A 23,047-nucleotide genomic window follows, 5' to 3' on the forward strand; every position below is an offset into this window, starting at 1 on the left:
AAATGGTTTGGTCAGGTGGCGCGCGCGGCGCGGATCAGGGTCAGGATATCCTCTGCCGCGCGGGGAATGTTTGTGCCGGGGCCAAAGATGGCTTTGACGCCCGCATCATAAAGGAACTGATAGTCCTGCTGCGGGATCACGCCACCACAGATCACCAGAATGTCGCCCGCGCCTGCAGCCTCGAGTGCGGCGACCAGTTGCGGGGCCAGCGTTTTGTGCCCTGCCGCCTGAGAGCTGATGCCGATCACATGCACATCGTTGTCGATAGCGTCCTGTGCCGCCTCTTCGGGTGTTTGAAAGAGCGGACCCACATCCACGTCAAAGCCAATGTCGGCAAAGGCCGTGGCGATGACTTTGGCACCACGGTCGTGACCGTCCTGACCCATCTTGACCACCAGCATGCGCGGGCGGCGGCCTTCTTCTGTTGCGAAATCCTCGACCGATTTCTGGATCGCGGCAAAACCTGCGTCGCCTTCGTAGGCCGCACCGTAGACACCGGCGAGTGTCTTGACCTCGGCCCGGTGACGGCCGAACACCTTTTCCATTGCCATGCTGATCTCTCCTACGGTTGCGCGGGCGCGGGCGGCGTCGACGGCGGCGGCAAGCAAGTTGCCGTCGCCTTTTGCAGCCTCTTCGAGTGCGGTGAGGGCCGCGTCACAGGCCGCTGTGTCGCGGTCGGCTTTGATCTGGTTGAGCCGTGCGATTTGGCTGTCGCGCACGGCCATGTTGTCCACATCCAGGATGTCGATGGGGTCTTCCTTGTCCTTGCGGTACTTGTTGACGCCAACGATCACCTCGTCCCCGCGATCAATCATCGCCTGACGGCGGGCGGCGGACTCCTCGATCTTCAGTTTCGGCATGCCAGAGGCCACGGCCTTGGTCATGCCGCCCATCTCTTCGACCTCTGCGATCAGTTTCCACGCCTCTTCGGCCAGATCATGGGTCAGCTTTTCGACGTAGTAGCTGCCTGCCAGCGGGTCGACCACGTTGGTCACACCGGTTTCCTCTTGCAGGACCAGCTGCGTATTCCGCGCGATGCGGGCGGAAAAGTCGGTGGGCAGCGCGATAGCCTCATCGAGCGCGTTGGTGTGCAGGGACTGCGTGCCGCCGAGCACCGCCGACATCGCCTCGTAAGCGGTGCGAATGACGTTGTTGTAGGGATCCTGTTCCTGCAAGCTGACGCCAGAGGTCTGGCAATGGGTGCGCAGCATCGAGGATTTGGGGTTCTGGGGATTGAACTCTGCCATGATCCGCGACCACAGCAGGCGGGCGGCGCGCAGTTTGGCAGCCTCCATGAAGAAGTTCATGCCGATGGCGAAGAAGAATGACAGGCGTGGGGCGAATTTGTCGACGTCGAGCCCGGCGGCAAGGGCCGCGCGGACGTATTCGCGGCCATCGGCCAGCGTATAGGCCAATTCCTGCACGAGGTTCGCGCCCGCCTCTTGCATGTGGTAGCCCGAGATTGAGATGGAGTTGAATTTCGGCATGTTTTCAGAGGTATAGCCGATGATGTCCGAGACGATCCGCATCGAAGGTTCGGGCGGATAGACATACGTGTTCCGGACCATGAATTCCTTAAGGATGTCATTCTGGATGGTGCCTGCCAGCAGAGCGGCATCATGGCCCTGCTCTTCGCCTGCCACGATGAAGGAGGCGAGGATTGGTATGACAGCACCGTTCATTGTCATCGAGACCGAGACCTTATCAAGCGGGATGCCGTCAAAGAGAATTTTCATGTCTTCCACGCTGTCGATGGCGACACCGGCCTTGCCTACGTCGCCCTCGACCCTTGGATGATCGCTGTCATAGCCCCGGTGCGTCGCCAGATCGAAGGCGACAGAGACACCTTGCTGACCGGCAGCAAGGTTGCGGCGGTAAAAGGCGTTGGATTCCTCTGCCGTGGAAAAGCCTGCGTATTGGCGGATCGTCCAGGGGCGGCCTGCGTACATCGTGGCCTTGACCCCGCGAGTGTAAGGCGCGGCACCAGGGATGCCGCCCATATGCGGCAGATCAGCGGTGTCGTCAGCGGTATAAAGCGGCTTGACGGTGATGCCTTCCAGCGTGTCCCAGTCCAGCGCGTCCAGCGGCTTGCCCCGCAATTCGGCCTCTGCCAGCTTTTTCCAATCGTCGGTCATGGTGTCACCTCGGTTGTGTTGGCCCGCATCACGAAAATCTGTGCGCCGCCGTTGCGACACCCCTTAGCTTTTCGTGCAAACGGGCCTATATCTTTGTCTATGAAGTCAAAACTTGCCGCACTGCTGATGCTCTTGCCGCTGTCTGCCAGCGCAGACGAGGCACCCGATGTCCTTGCCACCTGGCAAGAGGACCATGCCGTCATATTCGAAGCGGGCGACATCACGCTGGAACAATTCAAGTGGATTGCGCGGCCTTTGGTGGTCTTTGGCGACAGCCCGCTTGACCCGCAATTCCGCCAGCAAATGGAATTGATCAACGCGCGGCTGGAGGATCTGGCGTTACGCGACGTGATCGTCATCACCGACACCGACCCAGATGCCCGCTCAGCGATCCGTACCGCATTGCGCCCACGTGCATTCATGTTGGCGCTGGTCGGCAAGGATGGGCAGGTCAAGCTGCGCAAGCCCCGCCCCTGGGATGTGCGGGAATTGTCGCGGTCGATCGACAAGATGCCTCTGCGCCAGCAAGAGATCGAAGATCGGCGGGCGGGCGGATAACGCGAGATCATTCGCGTAACCCCGCTGCACGTGTCGCACCGCGCACAGAGCCGAATGCACACCCGATGATTACCAAAAGCGCTAGCGCAAGCACGAGGCCGTCTGTCATGGCGGTGAAAGTGATGATACGCCCCACGAAATACAGTGTTCCGTAGACCACCAAGGCCCCAAAAATGAAGGTGCGGATGGGTTCCAGCAGCGCGCCCAGCGCACGCGCCACCAGCCAGAACACCACAACCCCGATCATCGGCACGGTGACGGCGGCATAGGGCACGCCGCCTTCGACAGAGATTGGCGCACCATCAAGCATGACCACCATCGCGGCCCCTGCCACGACCACAGCTGCCAGAAGCGCCACAACAGTCACGATGATTTGCCGGGTTAGGGTCATGCGGATGCGTCGAACTCCATGATCACGTCATCCACGGCAAGGCTGTCACCGGCAGCGGCGTTGATCTTGGCCACCACGCCTTTGCGTTCGGCGCGCAGGATGTTTTCCATCTTCATCGCCTCGACCGTGCAAAGCGCCTGCCCTTCCTGCACCTCATCGCCCTCGGCCACGTCGATCTTGACGATCAGGCCGGGCATCGGGCACAGCAGCATCTTCGAGGTATCGGGCGGCAGTTTTTCGGGCATGATCCGCGCCAGTTCTGCCTGATGCGGGGTGCGCACGTGGACCTTTAGGTCGGCCCCGCGATAGCGCACGCGGAACCCGCCCGAGATTTTGCCGACCTTCATCACCAGCGGCGTACCATCGACCATTAGACGCGCGAGCGGTTGGCCCGGTGTCCAATCGCTTTCGACCCGGTAGGTGTCTTCGCCAAGTGCAATCGTGGCCCCGTCGCGGTCTGCAGCGATGGTCAGATCAAAACTTTCGCCCTGCACAGCCACATTCCAGTCCGCGCCCACTTTGCGTTCGTGATTGTCCATCCGGCCCGACACGCGGGTGCGCCGGATTTCAGCGACGCGGTGCATCGCCGCCGTGGCCGCCGCGATCCGTTGCAGCACGCCGCGTTCCAGTGTGACGCCATCAAACCCGTCGGGGTATTCTTCCTCGATAAACGCAGTGGTCATATTGCCAGAGGTGAATTTTTCATGGTCGTAGACTGCGGCCAGAAACGGCAGGTTATGCCCGATGCCTTCAACCTCGAACCCGTCCAGCGCCAGCCGCATTTCTTCAATCGCTGTGGCGCGGTCTGGCCCCCATGTGCAGAGTTTGGCGATCATCGGGTCGTAGTACATGCTGATTTCGCCGCCCTCATAGACGCCGGTGTCGTTGCGCACGGCACGGGTCTTGGTCGCCTCTTCCGCAGGCGGGCGATAGCGGGTCAGCCGCCCGATTGAAGGCAGAAAGCCGCGATAGGGGTCTTCGGCATAAAGCCGGCTTTCCATCGCCCAACCGTTGATCTTGAGGTCGGACTGCTGCATCGGCAAAGGCTCGCCCGCGGCGACGCGGATCATCTGTTCCACAAGGTCAATGCCGGTGATCAGTTCGGTCACCGGGTGTTCCACCTGCAAGCGGGTGTTCATTTCCAGAAAATAGAAGTTGCGGTCCCCGTCGACGATAAATTCCACGGTGCCTGCACTGGTATAGCCCACCGCCTGTGCCAGTGCGACGGATTGTTCGCCCATGGCCTTGCGCGTGGTTTCGTCCAGAAATGGGCTGGGGGCTTCTTCGATGACTTTCTGGTTGCGGCGTTGGATGCTGCATTCGCGTTCATGCAGGTAAACCGCGTTTCCGTGGCCGTCACACAGCACCTGAATTTCGATGTGGCGGGGTTGGGTCACGAATTTCTCGATGAAAATCCGATCATCGCCAAAGCTGTTGGCCGCTTCGTTCTTTGAGCTTTGGAACCCTTCGCGCGCTTCCTGGTCGGTCCAGGCGATCCGCATCCCCTTGCCGCCGCCGCCCGCGCTGGCCTTGATCATCACCGGGTAACCAATGTCGTTAGAGATTTTCACCGCCTCATCGGCGTCTTCGATCAGGCCCATATAGCCGGGCACCGTGGAAACATTCGCCTCTTGCGCGATCTTCTTAGAGGTAATCTTGTCACCCATCGCCTCGATCGCGCCTTTGGGCGGCCCGATAAAGGCAACGCCTTCGGCCTCAAGTGCTTCGGCGAACTTGCTGTTTTCGCTTAAGAAACCATAGCCCGGATGCACCGCTTCTGCGCCAGTCTGTCGGATTGCGTCCATCACCTTGTCGATGACGATATAGGACTGGTTGGCCGGTGCCGGACCGATGTGCACCGCCTCGTCCGCCATTTTGACGTGCAGCGCATTGCGGTCAGCATCCGAATAGATGGCCACCGTCTGGATGCCCATGCGGCGCGCAGTTTTGATCACGCGGCAGGCAATCTCGCCCCGGTTGGCGATCAGGATTTTCTTAAACATGGGACGGCTCCTTTGAACGCAAAACCGCCACCGGGGGCAGACCCCGGCGGCGGCTTTTGGTGATGTCGGTGGCCCGAAGGCGTGAGAGTTTAGCTACCCGGCGTGGTGCAATTGCCGTTGGCGTCGCAGACAACGGGAACAGCCGGTGCTGCCGCTTCCATGGGGTCAACCATGGCAGGTTCGGCCATTGGTGCGGGTGCCTCGACCGGGCCTGCACAGGCGGCAAGGCCAAGGACGGCGAGAACGGGAAGTGTTTTGAATAAGTTGCGCATGATATGGCCCCCTGATGGTGTTTCAATGGGGCTGATACTCGCCGCAGGTGGGGCCTTGCGCAAGCCCCCTTGGTGCGGCGGGGGTGGATCAGGCGACGGCACGCCGCCTGATCCGGGAACTGTCGTGTGCCGACCCTAGAGGTCGTTGGCCAATGCGCCACCAACTGCGCCGACAAGTGCGCCTGTGGTGCAATCACCGTTGATCGCTTCACCGGCCAAACAGCCGACGCCTGCGCCGACGACGGCGCGCTCGCCATCTGTGTTGATGCCTGCACAGGCTGACAGCGTAAGGGCCGCAGCGGCTGCGATGATGAACTTAAGGTTAAACATGGAATACTGCCTTTGTTGGTTTTGTTAACATATGCAGATTCGCTGGATTGCGCGGTCAACTCAACCCCAAAGATGCCCCCCTTGCGTTTTGCCGCCGAGCAATCGGCCAAGCCCCAAAAGAGGTATGCCGGTCTGCTCTGGGACAGAGCAAACCGGCAAGGGGAAGGGTAACGGTGTTGACAATGTGCAGACGTGCGCTTGCTGGAACACCCATCTGCAGAACAACGTTTGCATGATGGTGCCGCGTTCAGATAGTCCGCACCTCCACAGGGTCGCATTTGCGCGATTTCCCGCCGAGATTGCATGCCCTGCGGCACTTTCCCGCGCATATTCAGCCCAAAAATCATGCAAACACCTCTGCAAAGGTGACCCGTGCCACCTTTTCATCGATCTGCAGCAGGGCATCGTAACTCTCTGGATCAAAAGGATCTTCTGCGGCAATCACCTCACGCTCAAAGAGCCATGACAGGCGGCCCGCGTCCAAATTGCCGCGCGGGAAAGGATCAGGGCCGAAATGTTCCCACAAAGCCGCCATAAATCCCGCATCGGCGCGTTTATCAGCCGGGCGGCGATCCGGGAATCGCTGGCGCGCCGTCAGACGGGTGGCCCCGTCCTTGTGCGCGCGCCGGATGGTGAATTGAAAATCGGTGCCGGGCAGTCGCCCCGGGAATCCGCGATGCTTTTCCATCAGCCGATCCCCCGTGCGGGGTTATTCGGTAAGGATGATATCCGCTTGCACAGCGATGCCGCGTGCCTGCCCTTGTGATCCGCTGATCGCAACAAGGGCCATAAGCCCTGCGAACGCAAACGCCTTGATGCCGTTTGACATGGTAACCCGCCCGATTGTGTCGCGCGGCCCGTCGGATTTTCCGATCTTTGCGGCGCGAAATTGCCTCTGGCCCCGTGCATAGCGGCAATGGGCGCGCCTGCATATGGGGTCAGGTGCAAAGCGCCGGCCTGTGGTCTGGCTGCATCAGTGGCGGTGGCGGGCTGGATCATCAGAACTCCTCCCACGCGCATGTGTCGCCTGTGATCTGATAAGGTTGAAAGAACTGGGTGACGCTGTCGTCATAGATCCCAAATTCGGTTTCGCGGCTGGAGACCGAGATCACAACCGAACGGCCTGTCCAGGCGTTGGCCGCCAGCGACGGCACAACCACCTGTTCGCAGATGAATTGCAGGTCATCGACCAGATCGCCAAAGGTGCGCCCCGCGCCTGCGGGATCAATCGCCGCGCTGACAAAGCGAAAGCGCGCCACCTCTTCAGGCTCTTGTTCCAGCCGGACATCATAAAGCGTCATGGGCACGCCCGATGGCACAGCCACCTCTTGGGCGGCGGCGGGGCTTGCAAGCGCCAGCAGGACCATCCAGCGCATCATGTGTCTGACCCCACAAAGTTGGAATGGCAGCTTTCTCCAATGATTGCGAATTCCACCGCACGGGAAAACCGCGCCGTGCCCCGCACCCGCGCGGCAATCACCGTGACAACACCGGGCGCGGGCGTGCCTGCCCCATGTACAAGGCGCTGATCCATGGCCATCTGGCAAGCTGCCAGAAACGGAAACGTCTTTGTGTCACCCGCAGTTCCGCGCTTTTGGTTGAACTCAATCTCAGCGGTACCTGCCACCAAATCATGGGCAGACCTGACCATGTCCCAATCTGCCAAAGCCGCGGGGTCTGCGTGCACATCCGGCGCCAAACGGTCCCGCAGCCATGTGCCCAGCCCTCCCTCATCCGCCACCACGGGTGACGCAAAAAGACCCAGCACGAGTGCCCAAATCTTCTTCTGGCCAAAATAATCCCGGGGGGAGTCCGCTTGCGGACGGGGGGCTGGCCCCCCGCATTTTTTTGAAAAAAATGCCTCCCTAGAGTGGAATATTGTCATGCTTTTTCCACGGGTTCTGCAGCGACTTGCCGCGCAATGACGCAAACGCCCGGCAGACCCGCTTGCGGGTGGAATGGGGCATGATCACTTCGTCGATGAACCCTTTTTCGGCAGCCACAAAGGGATTGGCAAAGCGGTCTTCGTATTCCTGCGTCAGCGCCGCAATCTCATCGGGTGACTTGCCGCGGTGGATGATCTCTGTGGCCCCCTTGGCCCCCATCACCGCAATCTCGGCTGTGGGCCAAGCATAGTTGAAATCGCCCCGCAAATGCTTGGAGGCCATGACGTCATAAGCCCCGCCATAGGCCTTGCGGGTGATGACCGTGACCTTCGGCACTGTCGCCTCTCCATAAGCAAACAGCAGCTTCGCCCCGTGCTTGATCACACCGCCGTATTCCTGGGACGTACCGGGCAGGAAACCGGGCACATCGACCAGCGTCAGGATTGGGATCTCAAAGGCATCGCAGAACCGCACAAAACGCGCGGCCTTGCGGCTGCTGTCGATATCAAGACAGCCCGCCAACACCATCGGCTGATTGGCAACCACACCAACCGTGGACCCTTCCAGCCGGATAAACCCAGTGATGATGTTCTTGGCGTAGTCTTCCTGAATTTCGTAAAAATCGCCCTCATCCCCCAGCTTGAGGATCAATTCCTTCATGTCATAGGGGGTGTTGGCGTTGTCGGGGATCAATGTATCAAGGCTGTCCTCGATCCGGCCCGGATCATCAAAGAACGGGCGCACGGGTGGCTTGCTGCGGTTATTAAGCGGCAAAAGGTCCACAAGACGGCGCACCTCGGCCAAAGCCTCCACATCGTTTTCAAACGCGCCATCCGCGACCGAGGATTTCTTGGTGTGGGTGCTGGCCCCGCCCAGTTCTTCGGCTGTCACCACTTCGTTGGTGACGGTTTTCACCACATCGGGGCCGGTCACAAACATGTAAGAGCTGTCTTTGACCATGAAGATAAAGTCCGTCATCGCGGGGCTATAGACAGCACCACCGGCACAAGGCCCCATGATCACGGAAATCTGCGGCACCACGCCAGAGGCCATGATGTTGCGCTGGAACACCTCGGCATAGCCTGCAAGGCTGGCGACACCTTCCTGAATGCGCGCGCCGCCGCTGTCGTTCAACCCGATGACCGGCGCGCCGTTCTGCATCGCCATATCCATGATCTTGCAGATTTTTTGGGCGTGAGTTTCCGACAAAGAGCCACCAAAGACGGTGAAGTCCTGCGAAAAGACATAGACCATGCGACCATTGATCGTGCCCCAGCCGGTCACGACCCCGTCACCCGGCGGGCGCTGGTCCTGCATCCCGAAGTCGGTGCAACGGTGCGCGACAAAGGTGTCAAACTCTTCAAAGCTGCCTTCGTCCAGCAAGAGCGAGATCCGTTCCCGCGCTGTCAGCTTGCCCTTGCCATGCTGCGCGTCAATCCGGCGCTGGCCGCCACCGGCATGTGCCACATCGCGGCGATCTTGCAGTTCTTGCAGGATATCTTGCATCTTTTGATCCTTCCCCACTGGTGCGGGCATCATAGGCGGGCCGCCGCGAAGATGAAGCGCAAATTTGCAAAGTTATGGCACATGTCGCGCCAGAAATTGCAAACCTGCAAATATATGCAATTTCGCACAGGACACCCGTCACAAACGGCGGGTGGACGCTGACGGGTTCCGGGACTACCTCTGCTTCATGTCCAGTTTGCCCACAGTGCGATTCCTTGATCGCACGACGCCCCCACATATCGCGACACTGATCCTGCTGGCAGGCATTTCCGCGCTGAACATGTCGATCTTTTTGCCATCGCTGAACATCATGGCGCAGGATTTTGGCACGGATTACGCGACGATCCAGTTTGCGGTCTCGGGGTATCTGGCGGCCACAGCGGTCTTGCAGATCGCCATTGGCCCACTGTCAGATCGGTTTGGGCGGCGCGCGGTCGTGCTGGCCGCGCTTATGATCTTTGTGCTGGCCTCGGCCGGGGCGGCGCTGGCCCCGACAATCGGGACCTTTCTGGTGTTCCGCATTCTGCAAGCCGCAGTTGCCACGGGCATTGTGCTCAGCCGCGCGATTGTGCGCGATATCGTGCCGCAGGATCAGGCCGCGTCGATGATCGGATATGTGACGATGGGCATGGCGCTGGTGCCGATGCTAGGCCCAATGGTCGGCGGCGCGCTGGACGAGGCGTTTGGCTGGCGGTCGACCCTTGTGTTCCTTGCCGTTGCAGGCACGGGCGTGCTGGCGCTGTGCTACTTTGATCAGGGCGAAACACTCAGCGAGGGCGGCATGGGCTTTCGCGAGCAAGTGGCAGCCTATCCGGTGCTGCTGACCTCGCCCCGGTTCTGGGGCTATTCGCTGGCCGCGGCCTTTGGGTCGGGGGCGTTTTTCGCCTATCTGGGCGGCGCGCCGTTTGTGGCCAACGGGTTATATGGCCTTTCACCTTTGTGGACTGGGATCGCGCTGGGGGCGCCAGCGGCCGGCTATGCCTTTGGGAATTACCTGTCAGGGCGCTTTACGGTGCGCGTCGGCGTCAACACCATGGCGATGATCGGCACACTGATCACACTGGCGGGCCTTGGCGTGTCACTGCTGCTTGCACTGGCCGGAAGCGAGAGCGCCTGGCTGTTCTTCGGTTTCTGCACAATCTTCGGGATGGGCAACGGGATGCTTCTGCCGGGTGCGATGGCCGGGTCAATGTCTGTGCGTCCCCGTCTTGCGGGCACCGCCTCTGGCCTGTCGGGCGCGCTGATGATCGGCGGGGGGGCTGCGCTGTCGCAACTGGCAGGCGTGGTGCTGGAAGGGCAAAGCTCTGCTATTCCCTTGCAGGTTCTGATGTTTGCCTGTGCAGTCCTGTCGCTGCTGGCTGTGATCTTTGTCATCTTCCGGGGGCGTCAGGTCGCCACCGCTTGATTTCGCAAAGCCGCAAAGGCAGTTTGCAAAGGCAGACGGTCAGGGGCGATCATGGCGACACAGAAACTTTATGCCGGGGCCAAACTGCGCGAATTGCGTGGGCGGCAAGGGCTGACGCAAAAAGATTTTGCCGCGCGGCTTGGTGTCTCGCTGCCCTATCTCAACCAAATGGAAAACAACAACCGGCCCGTCAGCACCGCAGTGCTGCTGGGGCTGGCGCAGGAATTCGGGATCGACGTGACAGAGTTGCAAGCTGGCGACGAGGCGCGGCTGGTGGGCGATATGCGCGAGGCGCTGGCCGATCCGGTGTTCACCGGCCCTGCCCCTGCCCTTGCAGATTTGCGACTTGCGGCGACAAATGCCCCCGGCCTGACCCGCGCCTTTCTGGACCTGCATACCGCCTATCGGCAAACGCATGAACGCCTTGCGTCACTGGACGAAGCGCTGGGGCGCGAAGATGCCCGCCTGCAGCCCAGCCCGTGGGAAGAGGTGCGCGACTTCTTTCACTATTGCGACAACTACATCGACAGCGTTGACCGCGCCGCCGAACGGTTTGCTGCCAGCGTCAGTGCCGATCAGTCCGTGGCGCAGGCAGCAATCGCAGCCCTTGAACGCGCGGGCATCGCCACGCGGTTCACCGATGACGCGGCAATCCGGCGGTTTGATCCCAAAACCCGGACCCTGACGCTCAGCCGTCATGCAGAGCCCGCCACCCAAAGCTTTCAGATCCTGATGCAGCTTGCATTGACCCAGCATGAACCGCTGCTGGATGCGACGCTGGATTTCGCCCGATTTGCATCATCCGAGGCGCGGGGCATCGCCAAGGTGGGGTTGGCGAACTACTTTGCAGGGGCCTCTTTGCTGCCCTACGGCGCGTTTCTGGCCGCCGCACAAGACACGCGCCACGATCTGGAGCGTTTGGCGACCCTGTTCGGGGCCTCGGTCGAGCAAATCGCGCACCGGCTGTCGACATTGCAACGACCGGGGGCCAAGGGCATCCCGTTCTTTTTCGTGCGGGTCGATCAGGCGGGCACGATCACCAAGCGCCATTCGGCCACGACCCTGCAGTTTGCGCGTTATGGCGGCGCCTGCCCTTTGTGGAACGTGCACGCCGCGTTTGAGACGCCGCGCCAATTCCTGCGGCAGTTGGCGGAAACACCCGACGGGGTCCGGTACTTTTGTCTGGCGCGCGACGTCAGCAAACCGGGCGGTGGATTTGGTGCGCCGACCCGGCGCTATGCCATCGGGCTGGGCTGCGAAGTCAAGCACGCCCCTGCCCTGATCTATGCAGATCACATGCTGACCGATAACGCAGACGCCTTTGAACCGATTGGGATTTCCTGTCGCATCTGCGAGCGGCGGAATTGCCATCAACGCTCTGTCCCGCCGCTGGAACGGCAGTTGCGGGTCGATCCCAATGTGCGGGATGTGTTGCCCTATCAGGTGGATTAACGCCGCGCGGCACGCCAGCCTGCGGCGCGCGCCTCGGCCAGGGAACAGAACCAGCGTTCGCCACGGGCGGCGTTGATCTTGGTACGGGCATAGCTGTCATCACCGGGGCTGTGCACGATGCGGCCATTGGCGCTGATGTTGCCCTTCAGCGTGCAATCCCCCGGTGCCGGATCGGCATCGCGGGCACGAAAGACGGCGGGACGCTGCATGGTCCCGGACCAGATCCCAAGGCGGGCCGCCCGCGCGGCCTGTTCCTGAGGCACATAGTCAAGGCTGTAGCGCTGGTAGGCCGTGGCATAGCCGCGTGCCACAAGGGCCGCCCCCAGATCGCGGTCCCCGGCCACACATTTCGCCACAACTCGTTGATATTTATCACGATCCTGACCATTGCAGGTTACCGGATGCTGGCCGATCAGCTGTATCATGGCGGCCGTCGCAACCACCCCACAGCCATATATCACGCCATGTTCGGTGCGGCAGGTCTGATCCCGTTCGGGCGTGTCGATCCCGTGGATACGCACCGATTGTCCGGCCACGCGTAGCGTGTCACCGTCGACCACGGTCGCCACGCCCGAGATCACCTCAGCCCCTGCAGGGCCGGTCGTCAAAAGTAAAGAAACCATGAACGCACGCAACATGGCGTTAAGGTATGGGCGCCCTGTGGCCGTCACAAGGCGCGCAGAAGGAAACACCAAGAGTGGTTAACGCTGGCTGGTTTGCCAGTTGGGATGAATCCACGGCTGATCATTGGCGCGGGGCAGCGGGGTGCGGCCCAACACGTGATCGGCCGCTTTTTCGCCCACCATGATCGAGGGCGCGTTGAGGTTGCCGTTGGTGATCCGCGGAAAGATCGAACTGTCGGCCACGCGCAGCCCGTCAACACCGATCACGCGGGCCTGCGGGTCAACGACCGCCATTGGGTCGTCAGCACGGCCCATCTTGCAGGTGCCGCAGGGGTGATAGGCGCTTTCCACGTGGTCGCGGATGAAATCATCCAGCGCCGCATCGCTTTGCACCGCCGCGCCGGGCTGAATTTCGTGACCGCGAAAGGGGGCAAAGGCCTGTTGCGCGAAAATCTCGCGCGTCAGGCGAATGGCGCGGCGGAAATCTTCCCAATCCGAGGGGTCGGACATGTAATTGAACTGTATTTTCGGGGCGACATTGGGATCGTTTGATTGCAAGGTCACCTGCCCGCGCGAGACTGATCGCATTGGGCCCACATGGGCCTGATAGCCGTGGCCTTCGGCGGCAACCTGCCCATCATAGCGGACGGCGATGGGCAGGAAATGGTATTGAATATCAGGGTATTGCACGCCCTTGTTCGAGCGAATGAAGCCCGCACTTTCAAACTGGTTCGAGGCCCCAAGCCCGGTTTTGGTGAATAGCCACTGTGCCCCGATCATCGCTTTGCCGAACAGGTTCCAGTGCTTAAAAAGTGAGACAGGTTTGACTGCGGCCTGCTGAATATAAAGTTCCAGATGGTCTTGCAGGTTTTGGCCCACGCCCGCGCGGTCTGCGACCACGTCGATGCTGTGCGCGGCCAGATGGGCGGCGGGGCCGATGCCAGACTGCATCAGGATCTTGGGCGAGTTGATGGCCGAGGCGGCAATGATGACCTCGGTGTTGGCGCGGATCACCTCTGTCTTGCCGCCGCGTTGGACCGCGACGCCTGTTGCGCGGCCATCTTCGATTACCACGCGTTGCGCCAGCGCGCGCACAAGGTTGCAATTTGCACGCTTCAACGCAGGCCGCAGATAGGCATTGGCCGCCGACCAGCGCAGGCCTTTCCAGATGGTGGCGTCGTAGGGGCCAAAGCCTTCTTGCTGGTGGCCGTTGTAGTCTGGCGTAACCGGATAGCCCGCCTGCTCGCCCGCTTTCACAAAGGCGCGGGTCAGCGGGTTGGTCCGGGGGCCACGGCTGATGTGCAACGGACCATCGGTGCCGCGCCAGACCGGATCACCGCCGTGGCCACCATCGTGCCAGTGTTCCATGCGTTTGAAGTAGGGCAAGACGTCTGCATAACCCCAGCCATCCGCCCCCACGTCAGCCCAGTGGTCATAGTCAAGCGCGTGGCCGCGCACATAGATCATCCCGTTGATCGACGAGGACCCGCCAATGACCTTGCCGCGCGGCACCACAAGGCGGCGTCCGCCAAGGTGCGGTTCAGGTTCCGATTGCAGGCCCCAGTCGTAGGCCTTCATGTTCATCGGATAGGACAGCGCCGCAGGCATCTGGATGAACGGTCCACCGTCCCAGCCGCCGTGTTCAATGATCAGAACATCCTTGCCCGCCTCGGCCAGCCGATACGCCATCGCACAGCCCGCAGAGCCTGCCCCGATGATCACGTAATCCGCACGCATGTCAGGTGATTCCACGAAGGGTCAAGGCGGCCGCAGGCCCCCGCTTTGCGGGTCTGCCTTGAGGCTTTGGGGAATCGCCCCCCATACTTGAAGAGGTGACCTGAGGATCATTTTGATCCCTCAAGCACCTCTCAGCACAGTCAAAACCACCGCCCCACTGCACATGATTGCCGTTGGGCCCCCAAATTCTTGCAAGAATTTGGCCCCAAAATTTTTGAAAAATTTTGGTCCCCGTCAAAACGGTGCCTCGACATCGTTCATGGCGACATAGACGCCCTTCATTTCGCTGTAGTGGTCGATCGCAAGTTTGGAGTTTTCGCGACCCACCCCCGACAGCTTTGATCCGCCAAAGGGTGCCTCGACCGGCGCGAGGTTGTGGGTGTTGATGTAACAGGTCCCCGCCTCGAACCCGGCGGCCATGCGGTGCGCGCGCGTCAGATCGCGGGTAAAGACAGAAGCCGCAAGACCAAAGGGCGTGTCATTGGCGCGGGCCAGCGCCTCTTCCTCGGTCTCGAAGTCGAGGACTGACAGGACCGGGCCAAAAATCTCATCTTTGGCGATGATCATATCATCGGTGACATCGGCAAAGACGGTGGGTTCAATGAAAAAGCCCGGACCGTCCACCAATTTGCCGCCGGTGACCAGACGGGCGCCTTCGGCGACGCCTTTTTCGACAAAGCCCATGACGATCTGGCGCTGTTGCGCGCTGACCATCGGGCCAAAGTTTGTTGCCGGGTCCTGCGGGTCGCCCATGATGACCCCTGCAAGACGTTCATTCAGCCGCCTCAGAAAGGCGTCCTTGATGCCCTTTTGCACAAAGACCCGCGTGCCGTTGGAACAGACCTGCCCGGTGGAATAAAAATTGCCCAGGATCGCGCCAGAGACTGCGTTTTCGAGATCGGCATCGTCAAAGATCACGATGGGAGATTTGCCGCCCAGTTCCATCGTGACGTGGCGCACGCCGGAAGCGGCCGCGCTATAGACCTTTTGCCCCGTGGGCACCGACCCGGTGAGCGAGACCTTGGCCACGCGCGGATCATTGATCAGCGCCGACCCCACAGCCCCCATGCCCTGCACCACGTTGTAGGTGCCGGCAGGGGCCCCCGCCTCTGCCAGGATTTCCGCCACTTTCAGCGCGCAAAGCGGCGTGGTTTCAGACGGCTTGAAGACCATCGCATTCCCACAGGCCAGTGCCGGTGCGCCTTTCCAACTGGCGATCTGCGTGGGGTAGTTCCACGCGCCAATGCCCACGCAGACGCCCAAGGGCTCGCGCCGGGTATAGACAAAATCCCCCCCAGCCAGCGGAATGTGTTCGCCGGTCAGGCTGCCTGCGAGGCCGCCGAAATATTCCAGTGCATCCGCCCCAGAGGTGGCATCTGCCACAGAGGTTTCCTGATAAGGTTTGCCGGTGTCATAAGTTTCCAGCACCGACAGGTCATGGTTGCGGTCGCGCATGATGTCAGCGGCGCGGCGCAGCACACGGCCGCGTTCGGTGCCCGTCCACGAGGCCCATTCCTTTTGCGCACGGCCCGCGGCCGCAAGTGCCCGGTCGATGATCGCGGGCGTGGCGGCGTGAACACGTGCGACCACCTCACCGGTGAAGGGGTAGATGACATCAATCACCTCGCCTGCGGTATCCTCGACATATGTGCCATCAATGAAATGGCTGGCGGTGGGTTGTATTTGCATCTGACAGACGCCTCCGGCGGGCATATTTTTATTCAAAAGAAAGGGGTCATTCGCCCCGCGGGAACCGCTGGTTTTCTTCCAGCACGTTCAGGTCCATATGGTTGCGCATGTAGCGTTCGGATGCTTTTTGCAGCGGCTGATAGTCCCATGGGAAATAATTGCCGTTGCGCAGCGCCTCGTAGACGACCCAGCGTCCTGCTTGGGAGTGGCGCACATCTGCATCAAAGCGCGCGAGGTCCCAACGTTTTTCGGCCTTGGCACGCAGTTGCGTGCGTGTGCCCTGATGGGCATCAACTTCGGCCAGGTTTGTCAGCTCTTGCGGATCGTTTTCCATGTCAAACAGCTGATCGGGGTCGAGGCTGCACATGTTGAATTTCCACTTGCCATAGCGGAGCGAGACCAGTGGCGCATAGGAGCCTTCGGCGGCGTATTCCATCGCAACCGGCGCATCCCGGGTGCCGCCCTGCCCAAGTGGCTTGATGCTTTCCCCATCGGTCCAGGGGGCAACTTCGGACATGTCGACACCTGCCAGATCACAGAGCGTCGGGCAGACGTCGATATTGCTGACCGGTGTGGTGATCAGGCCCGGCGTCATGTCGGGGTCAGAGATCATCAGCGGCACACGTGCAGAGCCGTCATAGAAGGACATCTTGAACCAAAGCCCACGGTCGCCCAGCATGTCGCCGTGGTCAGAGACAAAGAGGATCGTCGCCTCTTGCCGCGTGTCGTCCAGCGTTTGCAGGATCTCGCCCACCTTGTCGTCGAGGTAAGAGATATTGGCGAAATAGGCGCGGCGGGCGCGTTTGACCTGATCTTCGGTGATGTCAAAGTTTTCGTGGTCGTTGGCATCCAGAATGCGTTTGGAGTGCGCGTCCTGATCGGCATAGGGGATCGGGCCCACAGCGGGCAGCAGGTGGTCGCAATCAGCGTAGAGGTCCCAGTATTTTTTCCGCGCAACGTAAGGATCATGCGGGTGGGTGAAGCTAACGGTCAGGCACCAGGGCCGCGCGTCATGGCCGCGCGAGAGGTCATAGAGCTTGGCGCGCGCGTGGTGGGCGACCTCATCATCATATTCCATCTGGTTGGTGATCTCGGCCACGCCCGCCCCCGTCACCGACCCCATGTTGTGATACCACCAGTCAATCCGCTCGCCCGGTTTGCGGTAGTCCGGCGTCCAGCCGAAATCGGGCGGATAGATGTCGGTGGTCAGGCGTTCTTCGAAGCCGTGCAACTGGTCGGGGCCGACAAAGTGCATCTTGCCCGAAAGACAGGTCTGATAGCCCGCGCGGCGCAGGTGATGGGCGTAGGTCGGGATGGACGAGGCAAATTCGGCGGCATTGTCGTAGACGCCGGTGCGGCTGGGCAATTGGCCCGACATGAACGACGCCCGCCCCGGTGCGCAGAGCGGCGAGGCGGTATAGGCATTCTGAAACCGGGTAGAGCGCGCCGCAAGCGCCTTGAGGTTGGGGGCATGGAGCCAGTCTGCCGGGCCGTCAGGAAAAAGCGTGCCGTTCAACTGGTCGACCATGATGATCAGGATATTGCGCTGGGTCATGCCGCACCATGGGTCAGAATATCGAGCATCTTCAGCACTTTGGCGCGGGCATTCGCCTCTGGCTTGGCCAACGCGGCGCGGATGTAGAACCCGTCGATCAGGGCGGCGAGCATATCTGCCGCCTCTTGCGGGTCGGCAGCGCTTCCACGAAGGGCATGTGTCAGATTGGACCGTAACCGCCGCTGGTACAGCTGCAAAAGCCGCAGCGCATCCGGGTTGGTCTGAGCCTGCACGTAGAATGTCATCCAGGCGCTGATCGTGGCGGGGGCAAAGCATTCATCCGCAAAGCAGGCGTCAACGATGGCCCCTGCCCGGTTCCCCGGCTGCGCCTTGAGCGCTGTCACAACCTGCGCGCCGAAGTCGCGCAGAATCTGGCGCATCGCGGCCACAAAAATCTGGTCCTTGCCGCCGAAATAATGGTGCGCCAGCGCGGACGACATGCCTGCTCGCTTGGCGATTTTACTGACGCTCACATCCAGCGACCCGGCATCGCCGACCTCGGCAATCGTGGCTTTCACTAGGGCCGCGCGGCGTATAGGTTCCATCCCGAGCTTGGGCATTATCTGATCTTTCTTGTTGCCCCAGCAGGATATTTGGTTTTTGATTGACTCGTCAATCAACAAAAAACCGCCAATCTGGGAGAAACGTCATGAACCTTAAAAACACCTTGTCTGTGCTGGCCATTTGCGCCGCTGCACCTGCCTTTGCAGATTGCGACAGCGTCACCTTTTCGGATGTGGGCTGGACCGACATCACCGCCACCACCGCTGCCACAACGGTGGTGCTGGATGCGCTGGGGTACGAGACTGAGATTAAGGTGCTGTCCGTGCCCGTGACCTATATCTCATTGGCAGAGGGCGACGTAGACGTCTTTCTGGGCAACTGGATGCCGACGATGGAGGCTGACATTGCCCCCTACCGCGAGGCAGGCACTGTGGACACCGTGCGCGCCAATCTTGAAGGCGCCAAGTACACGCTGGCGGTGAACAAGGCTGCCGCGGACATGGGGCTTGCCAACTTTGCCGACATCGCCGCCAAGGCTGACGCGCTGGACGCCAAAATCTACGGCATCGAGCCGGGCAACGATGGCAACCGTCTGATCATGGACATGATCGCCGACAACGCCTTTGGTCTGGGTGACGCAGGTTTTGAAGTGGTCGAAAGCTCTGAGCAGGGTATGCTGGCACAGGTTGACCGCGCCAGTGGCCGGGACGAGCCCATCGTCTTTCTGGGCTGGGAACCGCATCCGATGAACGCCAATTTCGAGATGTCCTATCTGGAAGGCGGCGATGACTGGTTTGGCCCAAATCTGGGCGGGGCCACCGTGTTCACCAACACCACCGCAGGCTTTGCCGACAGCTGTCCGAATGTTAGCAAAATGCTGATGAACCTCGAATTCTCGTTGGCGATGGAGAATGAGATCATGGGCGCGATCCTGAACGACGGCGAAGACCCCGCAGATGCAGCGATGGCGTGGCTCTCGGCCAACCCCGATGCCTTCATGGGCTGGCTTGACGGTGTGACCACCAAGGACGGCGGTGACGCCGTCGCGGCGGTCAAGGCCAAGCTGGGCATGTAAGACCAACCGGGCGGTCCCCTACGGGACCGCCTATTTCGACAAGAGGGCGCGATGGACTTGCTAACCGAAAACAAGATCCCCATCGGCAAATGGGCCAAGTCGATTTTTGATTGGCTCAACAATAACTTCGCCTTCTTCTTTGATGCGCTCTCCGACGCGATGGAGGCGCTGATTGACGGCATCCTTTGGGTGTTGGAAACGCCACATCCCTTTATCATCATCGCGGTGTTTGCGGCACTGACCTTTGTGCTGCAACGCTCTTGGAAGACGCCGTTGCTGATCGTCGCGGGGTTCCTGTTCATCCTCAATCAGGACTATTGGGAAGAGACGATGCAGTCGCTGACGCTGGTGCTGTCAGCCTGTGTGGTCTGCATGGGTGTGGGCGTGCCAATTGGCATTGCCGCGGCACACCGCCCGCGTCTTTATCGCGCGATGGTGCCGGTGCTGGACCTGATGCAGACGCTGCCGACCTTTGTCTACCTGATCCCGGCCATCGTGTTCTTTGGCATCGGTATGGTGCCGGGACTGATTGCCACGGTGATCTTTGTGCTGCCCGCGCCGATCCGGCTGACCTATCTGGGCGTGTCTTCAACCCCCACGGCGCTGATCGAAGCGGCTGAGGCTTTTGGCGCGACCAAACGGCAGCTGTTGTGGAAGGTCGAATTGCCCTCTGCCCTGCCGCAGATCATGGCAGGGCTGAACCAGACCATCATGCTATCCCTGTCGATGGTGGTGATCGCCGCACTTGTGGGCGCCAGCGGATTGGGTGTGCCGGTGATCCGGGCGTTGAATACGGTGAACACCTCGCTTGGGTTTGAGAGTGGCTTTGTCATCGTGGTCGTGGCGATCATGCTGGACCGGATGCTGAGGGTGTCGAAATGAGCGCGGTTGAGTTTGACAACGTTTCAATCGTCTTTGGTGACAAGCCGGAAGCCGCCCTGCCCCTAATGGATGAAGGCCGCGAACGCCCCGACATCCAAAAGGCGTGTGGCCAGATCCTGGGCGTGCACGATTGTTCCCTGACCGTGGAAGAGGGCGAAATCCTTGTGCTTATGGGCCTGTCTGGCTCCGGCAAGTCAACGCTGCTGCGCGCGGTCAACGGGCTGAACCCCGTCGTCCGGGGAGAGGTGCGCATCCATGACGGCGATTGGTCATGCGCTGTTGGCACCGCCAATAGCCGCGACCTGCGCCGCGTGCGCCAGCAATGCGTGTCGATGGTGTTCCAGCAATTCGGCCTGCTGCCCTGGCGCACGGTGCGCGACAACGTGGGCCTTGGGCTAGAACTGGGTGGCATGGCCAAAGCCGCGCGCCGAAAGCGCGTGGACGAGGAACTGGCGTTGGTTGGTCTGGCTGACCGAGCGGACGCGCTGGTCGGCGAGCTGTCGGGCGGGATGCAGCAGCGCGTGGGCCTGGCCCGCGCCTTTGCCACAGACGCGCCGATCCTGCTGATGGATGAACCCTTTTCGGCGCTTGATCCACTGATCCGCACGCGGCTGCAGGATGAACTGTTAGAGATGCAGGCCCAGCGCGGGCGCACGATTATCTTCGTCAGCCATGATCTGGACGAGGCGTTCAAGATCGGTAACCGCATCGCGATCATGGAGGGCGGGCGCATCGTGCAATGCGGCACCCCGCGCGAGATTTTCACCAATCCTGCCAACGATTATGTGGCCGACTTTGTCACCCACATGAACCCGCTGGGTGTGCTGACGGCGCGGGATGTGATGGTGCCGCTGGGCCTGAATGCGACGGGGCAGGAAATCGACGCCGAAACCCCGGTGCAGGACATTATCGCCCAGATTACCGATCAACCGCTGTTTGTGACCGACGGCGGCGCGCCGATTGGCCAGATCAATCAGGCCTCTCTGCTTAAACGGCTGGCGCAGCGGGGTGCGGGCTAACCTTTGGTCTGCGGCACCGCCGGGGTCAGGGCGGATTTTGCCCGCGCCTCACGCCAGGTGATGAAACTGACGGCGGCCATGATCAGCGCCCCGCCAAAGATCACCCAGCCGTCCACCGCCTCGCCAAAGACGAACCAGCCCAGCAGCACCGCCCAGATCAGTTGCAAAAACGTAACCGGTTGCGTCACGGTCAACGGGGCGGCGGCAAAAGCCAGTGTCATGGTGTAATGCCCAACGGTGGCAAAACAGGCCACAAGGAAGAGCCAGCCTAGATCCGTCAGTGTCACCGGCACCCAGACCGCCCAGGCAAAAGGGGCCAAGCCGATGGTCACGGTGATCGAAAGCATGCCCACCACCACGGCGGCGTTCACCTCTCCGGCCAATTGCTTGGCCAAAAGATAGCCCACCGCGAACAGCACCGCCGTGCCCAGCATTGCGATATGCCCCGGCTCCACCGCGCGCAGGCCCGGGCGCAGGATGATCACTGCGCCGAGCAGTGCGACCAGCACGGCCGCCAAGCGACGCGGCGGCAACGCCTCGCCCAAGACAAGTGCGGCCCCAAGGGTGACATAGACCGGCGAGAGATAATTCATCGCCGTGACCTCTGCCAGCGGGATACGGGCCATGGCAAAGAACCATAGGATGACAGCGGCGGAATGTGCCAGCCCGCGCAGCGCAAAAAGCTTGACCTGCCGGGCGGTCAGATGTGCCGCGAGGATCGGCCGGATCATCGGGATCAGAAACACCAGCCCCAGCACGTAACGCAGAAACGCCGCCTGCGCCGCAGGTACCGCGTCGCCCAGATGCTTCACAATGGCTGTCACGCAGACAAACATCACCCCGGTCAGGGCCATCCAGAGAATTCCGGCAAGGGGACGCGACGGGCTGGTCATCCGCGCACACTCTGCCCAGCCTTGGCCGAGCGCAAGCCCCTTCTTCTGGCCAAAAATATCCTGGGGTGAATGACGCCTAAAAGGCGGCAGAGGGGCAAAGCCCCTACCCCGATTATGCGACGAATAATCGCCGCCTCGGATCAGCTGTTGGCGAAAGCTTCCATCACCTCGTCAGAGGCTTCAAAGTTTGTCGTGACGGTCTGGACGTCGTCATCTTCTTCCAGCGTATCCACCAGCTTCATCAGCTTGGTCAGCCCGTCCAAATCAAGCTCTGTCGACAGGTTCGGCTTCCAGATCAGCTTGGTGCTTTCGCTTTCGCCCAGTTCCGCCTCAAGCGCGTTTGACACGTCATTGAGATCGGTATCGGCACAGATGATCACATGGGCGCCTTCGTCGGATTGCACGTCCTCGGCACCTGCTTCAATCGCGGCCATCATCACGGTATCTTCGTCGCCCACGTCTGCGGGATAGATGATCTGGCCCTTGCGGTCGAACATGAAGCCCACGCTGCCGGTTTCACCCAGATTGCCGCCGTTCTTTGAAAACGTCGACCGCACGGTCGAGGCCGTCCGGTTGCGGTTGTCGGTCATCGCCTCGACGATCACCGCCACACCATTGGGGCCGTACCCCTCATAGCGGATCTCATCGTAGTTTTCCGCGTCGCCGCCCACGGCCTTGTTGATCGCGCGTTCGATCACGTCCTTGGGCACAGAGACGGACTTTGCCTCTTTCACCGCCAGGCGCAGACGCGGGTTCTTGTCGGGGTCGGGGTCGCCCATCTTGGCGGCCACGGTGATCTCTTTCGACATCTTGGAAAACACCTTGGCGCGCAGTTTATCCTGACGCCCCTTGCGGTGCTGAATATTTGCCCATTTGGAGTGGCCGGCCATGTCGTGATCCTCATCTGCGGGTTTGACGCCTCTTACGCCAAATCGGCCCATACGTTCAAGCGGTGCGTGCTTCAGAGGTTACCTGCGGTTTGCGTGACGCGCCGTCGACAGCCAAGGATATCATCCGCGATGCTGACACGGCTTTCCTTTGCTGCGCCACATGGCTCCCGACCCGCGTTTCATCACATCTTCCGCATTTGCCACAATTTTGCCCCGTTTATGTGCGATTTCTACCTTGTTCG

At 60.9% G+C, this 23,047-nt stretch carries 22 protein-coding genes; 6 read left to right on the forward strand and 16 right to left on the reverse strand.

Annotation, left to right across the window (positions count from 1 at the left end):
• Window positions 1–11: 11 nt before the first annotated feature.
• Window positions 12–2,135, reverse strand: coding sequence for a methylmalonyl-CoA mutase (scpA, locus tag AB3Y40_RS11450; RefSeq protein WP_369438919.1), 2,124 nt, complete (start codon window positions 2,133–2,135; stop codon window positions 12–14).
• Between the two features lie 99 nt (window positions 2,136–2,234).
• On the opposite strand from scpA, the gene AB3Y40_RS11455 reads away from it, so the two are divergent.
• Window positions 2,235–2,693 (forward strand): DUF4174 domain-containing protein, encoded by a 459-nt coding sequence (locus tag AB3Y40_RS11455; protein ID WP_369438920.1) that lies wholly within the window; start codon window positions 2,235–2,237, stop codon window positions 2,691–2,693.
• Between the two features lie 7 nt (window positions 2,694–2,700).
• Here the strand turns inward: AB3Y40_RS11455 and AB3Y40_RS11460 are convergent, their stop codons facing one another.
• The 8 genes from AB3Y40_RS11460 to AB3Y40_RS11495 all read right to left on the reverse strand — a co-directional run bounded on the left by AB3Y40_RS11460 (window position 2,701) and on the right by AB3Y40_RS11495 (window position 9,081).
• Window positions 2,701–3,084: a hypothetical protein gene (locus AB3Y40_RS11460; RefSeq protein ID WP_369438921.1), complete on the reverse strand. Its 384-nt coding sequence runs from the start codon at window positions 3,082–3,084 to the stop codon at window positions 2,701–2,703.
• Complete coding sequence (locus tag AB3Y40_RS11465; RefSeq protein WP_369438922.1) at window positions 3,081–5,087, reverse strand: acetyl-CoA carboxylase biotin carboxylase subunit; 2,007 nt, start codon at window positions 5,085–5,087, stop codon at window positions 3,081–3,083. Before AB3Y40_RS11465 ends, AB3Y40_RS11460 begins: the two co-directional genes overlap by 4 nt.
• A gap of 89 nt (window positions 5,088–5,176) precedes the next feature.
• Entirely contained in the window at window positions 5,177–5,359 is a 183-nt protein-coding gene (locus AB3Y40_RS11470) for a hypothetical protein (protein ID WP_369438923.1), read from the reverse strand.
• A 135-nt stretch (window positions 5,360–5,494) separates the two neighbouring features.
• Window positions 5,495–5,689, reverse strand: a complete 195-nt coding sequence (locus AB3Y40_RS11475) for a hypothetical protein (protein ID WP_369438924.1) — start codon at window positions 5,687–5,689, stop codon at window positions 5,495–5,497.
• A 343-nt stretch (window positions 5,690–6,032) separates the two neighbouring features.
• A complete protein-coding gene (locus AB3Y40_RS11480) occupies window positions 6,033–6,377 on the reverse strand; it encodes a hypothetical protein (protein ID WP_369438925.1) in 345 nt (114 codons plus the stop codon).
• 310 nt (window positions 6,378–6,687) lie between these two features.
• On the reverse strand, window positions 6,688–7,068 hold the full coding sequence (locus AB3Y40_RS11485; protein WP_369438926.1) for a DUF6497 family protein: 381 nt from the start codon (window positions 7,066–7,068) through the stop codon (window positions 6,688–6,690).
• Window positions 7,065–7,457, reverse strand: coding sequence for a hypothetical protein (locus tag AB3Y40_RS11490; protein WP_369438927.1), 393 nt, complete (start codon window positions 7,455–7,457; stop codon window positions 7,065–7,067). The genes AB3Y40_RS11485 and AB3Y40_RS11490 overlap by 4 nt, the downstream gene beginning before the upstream one ends.
• Window positions 7,458–7,554: 97 nt before the next feature.
• Window positions 7,555–9,081 (reverse strand): acyl-CoA carboxylase subunit beta, encoded by a 1,527-nt coding sequence (locus tag AB3Y40_RS11495; RefSeq protein ID WP_369438928.1) that lies wholly within the window; start codon window positions 9,079–9,081, stop codon window positions 7,555–7,557.
• Window positions 9,082–9,268: 187 nt separating this feature from the next.
• Between AB3Y40_RS11495 and AB3Y40_RS11500 the strand changes: the two genes are divergently transcribed.
• Both AB3Y40_RS11500 and AB3Y40_RS11505 read left to right on the forward strand, forming a co-directional pair.
• Entirely contained in the window at window positions 9,269–10,486 is a 1,218-nt protein-coding gene (locus AB3Y40_RS11500; RefSeq protein WP_369438929.1) for a multidrug effflux MFS transporter, read from the forward strand.
• A 51-nt stretch (window positions 10,487–10,537) separates the two neighbouring features.
• Window positions 10,538–11,938: a helix-turn-helix domain-containing protein gene (locus tag AB3Y40_RS11505; RefSeq protein WP_369438930.1), complete on the forward strand. Its 1,401-nt coding sequence runs from the start codon at window positions 10,538–10,540 to the stop codon at window positions 11,936–11,938.
• On the opposite strand, the gene AB3Y40_RS11510 is transcribed toward AB3Y40_RS11505, so the two are convergent.
• The 5 genes from AB3Y40_RS11510 to betI form a co-directional block, all read right to left on the reverse strand.
• Window positions 11,935–12,561, reverse strand: coding sequence for a thermonuclease family protein (locus AB3Y40_RS11510; protein WP_369438931.1), 627 nt, complete (start codon window positions 12,559–12,561; stop codon window positions 11,935–11,937). The genes AB3Y40_RS11505 and AB3Y40_RS11510 overlap by 4 nt on opposite strands.
• Before the next feature lie 78 nt (window positions 12,562–12,639).
• Entirely contained in the window at window positions 12,640–14,298 is a 1,659-nt protein-coding gene (betA, locus tag AB3Y40_RS11515; protein ID WP_369438932.1) for a choline dehydrogenase, read from the reverse strand.
• A gap of 234 nt (window positions 14,299–14,532) precedes the next feature.
• The gene (gene betB, locus AB3Y40_RS11520; RefSeq protein WP_369438933.1) at window positions 14,533–15,987 is read right to left on the reverse strand and encodes a betaine-aldehyde dehydrogenase; all 1,455 of its coding nucleotides are present in this window, start codon (window positions 15,985–15,987) and stop codon (window positions 14,533–14,535) included.
• Window positions 15,988–16,033: 46 nt separating this feature from the next.
• The gene (gene betC, locus AB3Y40_RS11525) at window positions 16,034–17,542 is read right to left on the reverse strand and encodes a choline-sulfatase (protein WP_369438934.1); all 1,509 of its coding nucleotides are present in this window, start codon (window positions 17,540–17,542) and stop codon (window positions 16,034–16,036) included.
• Window positions 17,539–18,102: a choline-binding transcriptional repressor BetI gene (gene betI, locus AB3Y40_RS11530; RefSeq protein ID WP_369438935.1), complete on the reverse strand. Its 564-nt coding sequence runs from the start codon at window positions 18,100–18,102 to the stop codon at window positions 17,539–17,541. Before betI ends, betC begins: the two co-directional genes overlap by 4 nt.
• A gap of 89 nt (window positions 18,103–18,191) precedes the next feature.
• Between betI and choX the strand changes: the two genes are divergently transcribed.
• The 3 genes from choX to choV are packed head-to-tail and all read left to right on the forward strand — an operon-like array spanning window position 18,192 to window position 21,022.
• Window positions 18,192–19,121 carry a choline ABC transporter substrate-binding protein gene (gene choX, locus AB3Y40_RS11535; protein WP_369438936.1) on the forward strand — a complete coding sequence of 310 codons (930 nt, stop codon included), beginning with the start codon at window positions 18,192–18,194 and terminating at the stop codon, window positions 19,119–19,121.
• 51 nt (window positions 19,122–19,172) lie between these two features.
• A complete protein-coding gene (gene choW, locus AB3Y40_RS11540; protein WP_369438937.1) occupies window positions 19,173–20,003 on the forward strand; it encodes a choline ABC transporter permease subunit in 831 nt (276 codons plus the stop codon).
• Window positions 20,000–21,022 (forward strand): choline ABC transporter ATP-binding protein, encoded by a 1,023-nt coding sequence (choV, locus tag AB3Y40_RS11545; protein ID WP_369438938.1) that lies wholly within the window; start codon window positions 20,000–20,002, stop codon window positions 21,020–21,022. Before choW ends, choV begins: the two co-directional genes overlap by 4 nt.
• On the opposite strand, the gene AB3Y40_RS11550 is transcribed toward choV, so the two are convergent.
• Entirely contained in the window at window positions 21,019–21,915 is an 897-nt protein-coding gene (locus AB3Y40_RS11550) for a DMT family transporter (RefSeq protein WP_369438939.1), read from the reverse strand. The two genes, choV and AB3Y40_RS11550, sit on opposite strands and share 4 nt — an antisense overlap.
• Window positions 21,916–22,055: 140 nt before the next feature.
• The gene (locus AB3Y40_RS11555) at window positions 22,056–22,805 is read right to left on the reverse strand and encodes a YebC/PmpR family DNA-binding transcriptional regulator (RefSeq protein WP_369438940.1); all 750 of its coding nucleotides are present in this window, start codon (window positions 22,803–22,805) and stop codon (window positions 22,056–22,058) included.
• Between the last annotated feature and the right edge of the window lie 242 nt (window positions 22,806–23,047).

It is taken from the genome of Yoonia sp. R2331, from assembly GCF_041103235.1.
Lineage (GTDB): Bacteria > Pseudomonadota > Alphaproteobacteria > Rhodobacterales > Rhodobacteraceae > CANMYO01.

Bases quoted from the DNA above. Each gene is read 5' to 3' on its own strand.
- scpA (WP_369438919.1), bottom strand. From the start codon at position 2,135: ATGACCGACGATTGGAAAAAGCTGGCAGAGGCCGAATTGCGGGGCAAG.
- AB3Y40_RS11455 (WP_369438920.1), top strand. From the start codon at position 2,235: ATGAAGTCAAAACTTGCCGCACTGCTGATGCTCTTGCCGCTGTCTGCC.
- AB3Y40_RS11460 (WP_369438921.1), bottom strand. From the start codon at position 3,084: ATGACCCTAACCCGGCAAATCATCGTGACTGTTGTGGCGCTTCTGGCA.
- AB3Y40_RS11465 (WP_369438922.1), bottom strand. From the start codon at position 5,087: ATGTTTAAGAAAATCCTGATCGCCAACCGGGGCGAGATTGCCTGCCGC.
- AB3Y40_RS11470 (WP_369438923.1), bottom strand. From the start codon at position 5,359: ATGCGCAACTTATTCAAAACACTTCCCGTTCTCGCCGTCCTTGGCCTT.
- AB3Y40_RS11475 (WP_369438924.1), bottom strand. From the start codon at position 5,689: ATGTTTAACCTTAAGTTCATCATCGCAGCCGCTGCGGCCCTTACGCTG.
- AB3Y40_RS11480 (WP_369438925.1), bottom strand. From the start codon at position 6,377: ATGGAAAAGCATCGCGGATTCCCGGGGCGACTGCCCGGCACCGATTTT.
- AB3Y40_RS11485 (WP_369438926.1), bottom strand. From the start codon at position 7,068: ATGATGCGCTGGATGGTCCTGCTGGCGCTTGCAAGCCCCGCCGCCGCC.
- AB3Y40_RS11495 (WP_369438928.1), bottom strand. From the start codon at position 9,081: ATGCAAGATATCCTGCAAGAACTGCAAGATCGCCGCGATGTGGCACAT.
- AB3Y40_RS11500 (WP_369438929.1), top strand. From the start codon at position 9,269: ATGTCCAGTTTGCCCACAGTGCGATTCCTTGATCGCACGACGCCCCCA.
- AB3Y40_RS11505 (WP_369438930.1), top strand. From the start codon at position 10,538: ATGGCGACACAGAAACTTTATGCCGGGGCCAAACTGCGCGAATTGCGT.
- AB3Y40_RS11510 (WP_369438931.1), bottom strand. From the start codon at position 12,561: ATGGTTTCTTTACTTTTGACGACCGGCCCTGCAGGGGCTGAGGTGATC.
- betA (WP_369438932.1), bottom strand. From the start codon at position 14,298: ATGCGTGCGGATTACGTGATCATCGGGGCAGGCTCTGCGGGCTGTGCG.
- betB (WP_369438933.1), bottom strand. From the start codon at position 15,987: ATGCAAATACAACCCACCGCCAGCCATTTCATTGATGGCACATATGTC.
- betC (WP_369438934.1), bottom strand. From the start codon at position 17,542: ATGACCCAGCGCAATATCCTGATCATCATGGTCGACCAGTTGAACGGC.
- betI (WP_369438935.1), bottom strand. From the start codon at position 18,102: ATGCCCAAGCTCGGGATGGAACCTATACGCCGCGCGGCCCTAGTGAAA.
- choX (WP_369438936.1), top strand. From the start codon at position 18,192: ATGAACCTTAAAAACACCTTGTCTGTGCTGGCCATTTGCGCCGCTGCA.
- choW (WP_369438937.1), top strand. From the start codon at position 19,173: ATGGACTTGCTAACCGAAAACAAGATCCCCATCGGCAAATGGGCCAAG.
- choV (WP_369438938.1), top strand. From the start codon at position 20,000: ATGAGCGCGGTTGAGTTTGACAACGTTTCAATCGTCTTTGGTGACAAG.
- AB3Y40_RS11550 (WP_369438939.1), bottom strand. From the start codon at position 21,915: ATGACCAGCCCGTCGCGTCCCCTTGCCGGAATTCTCTGGATGGCCCTG.
- AB3Y40_RS11555 (WP_369438940.1), bottom strand. From the start codon at position 22,805: ATGGCCGGCCACTCCAAATGGGCAAATATTCAGCACCGCAAGGGGCGT.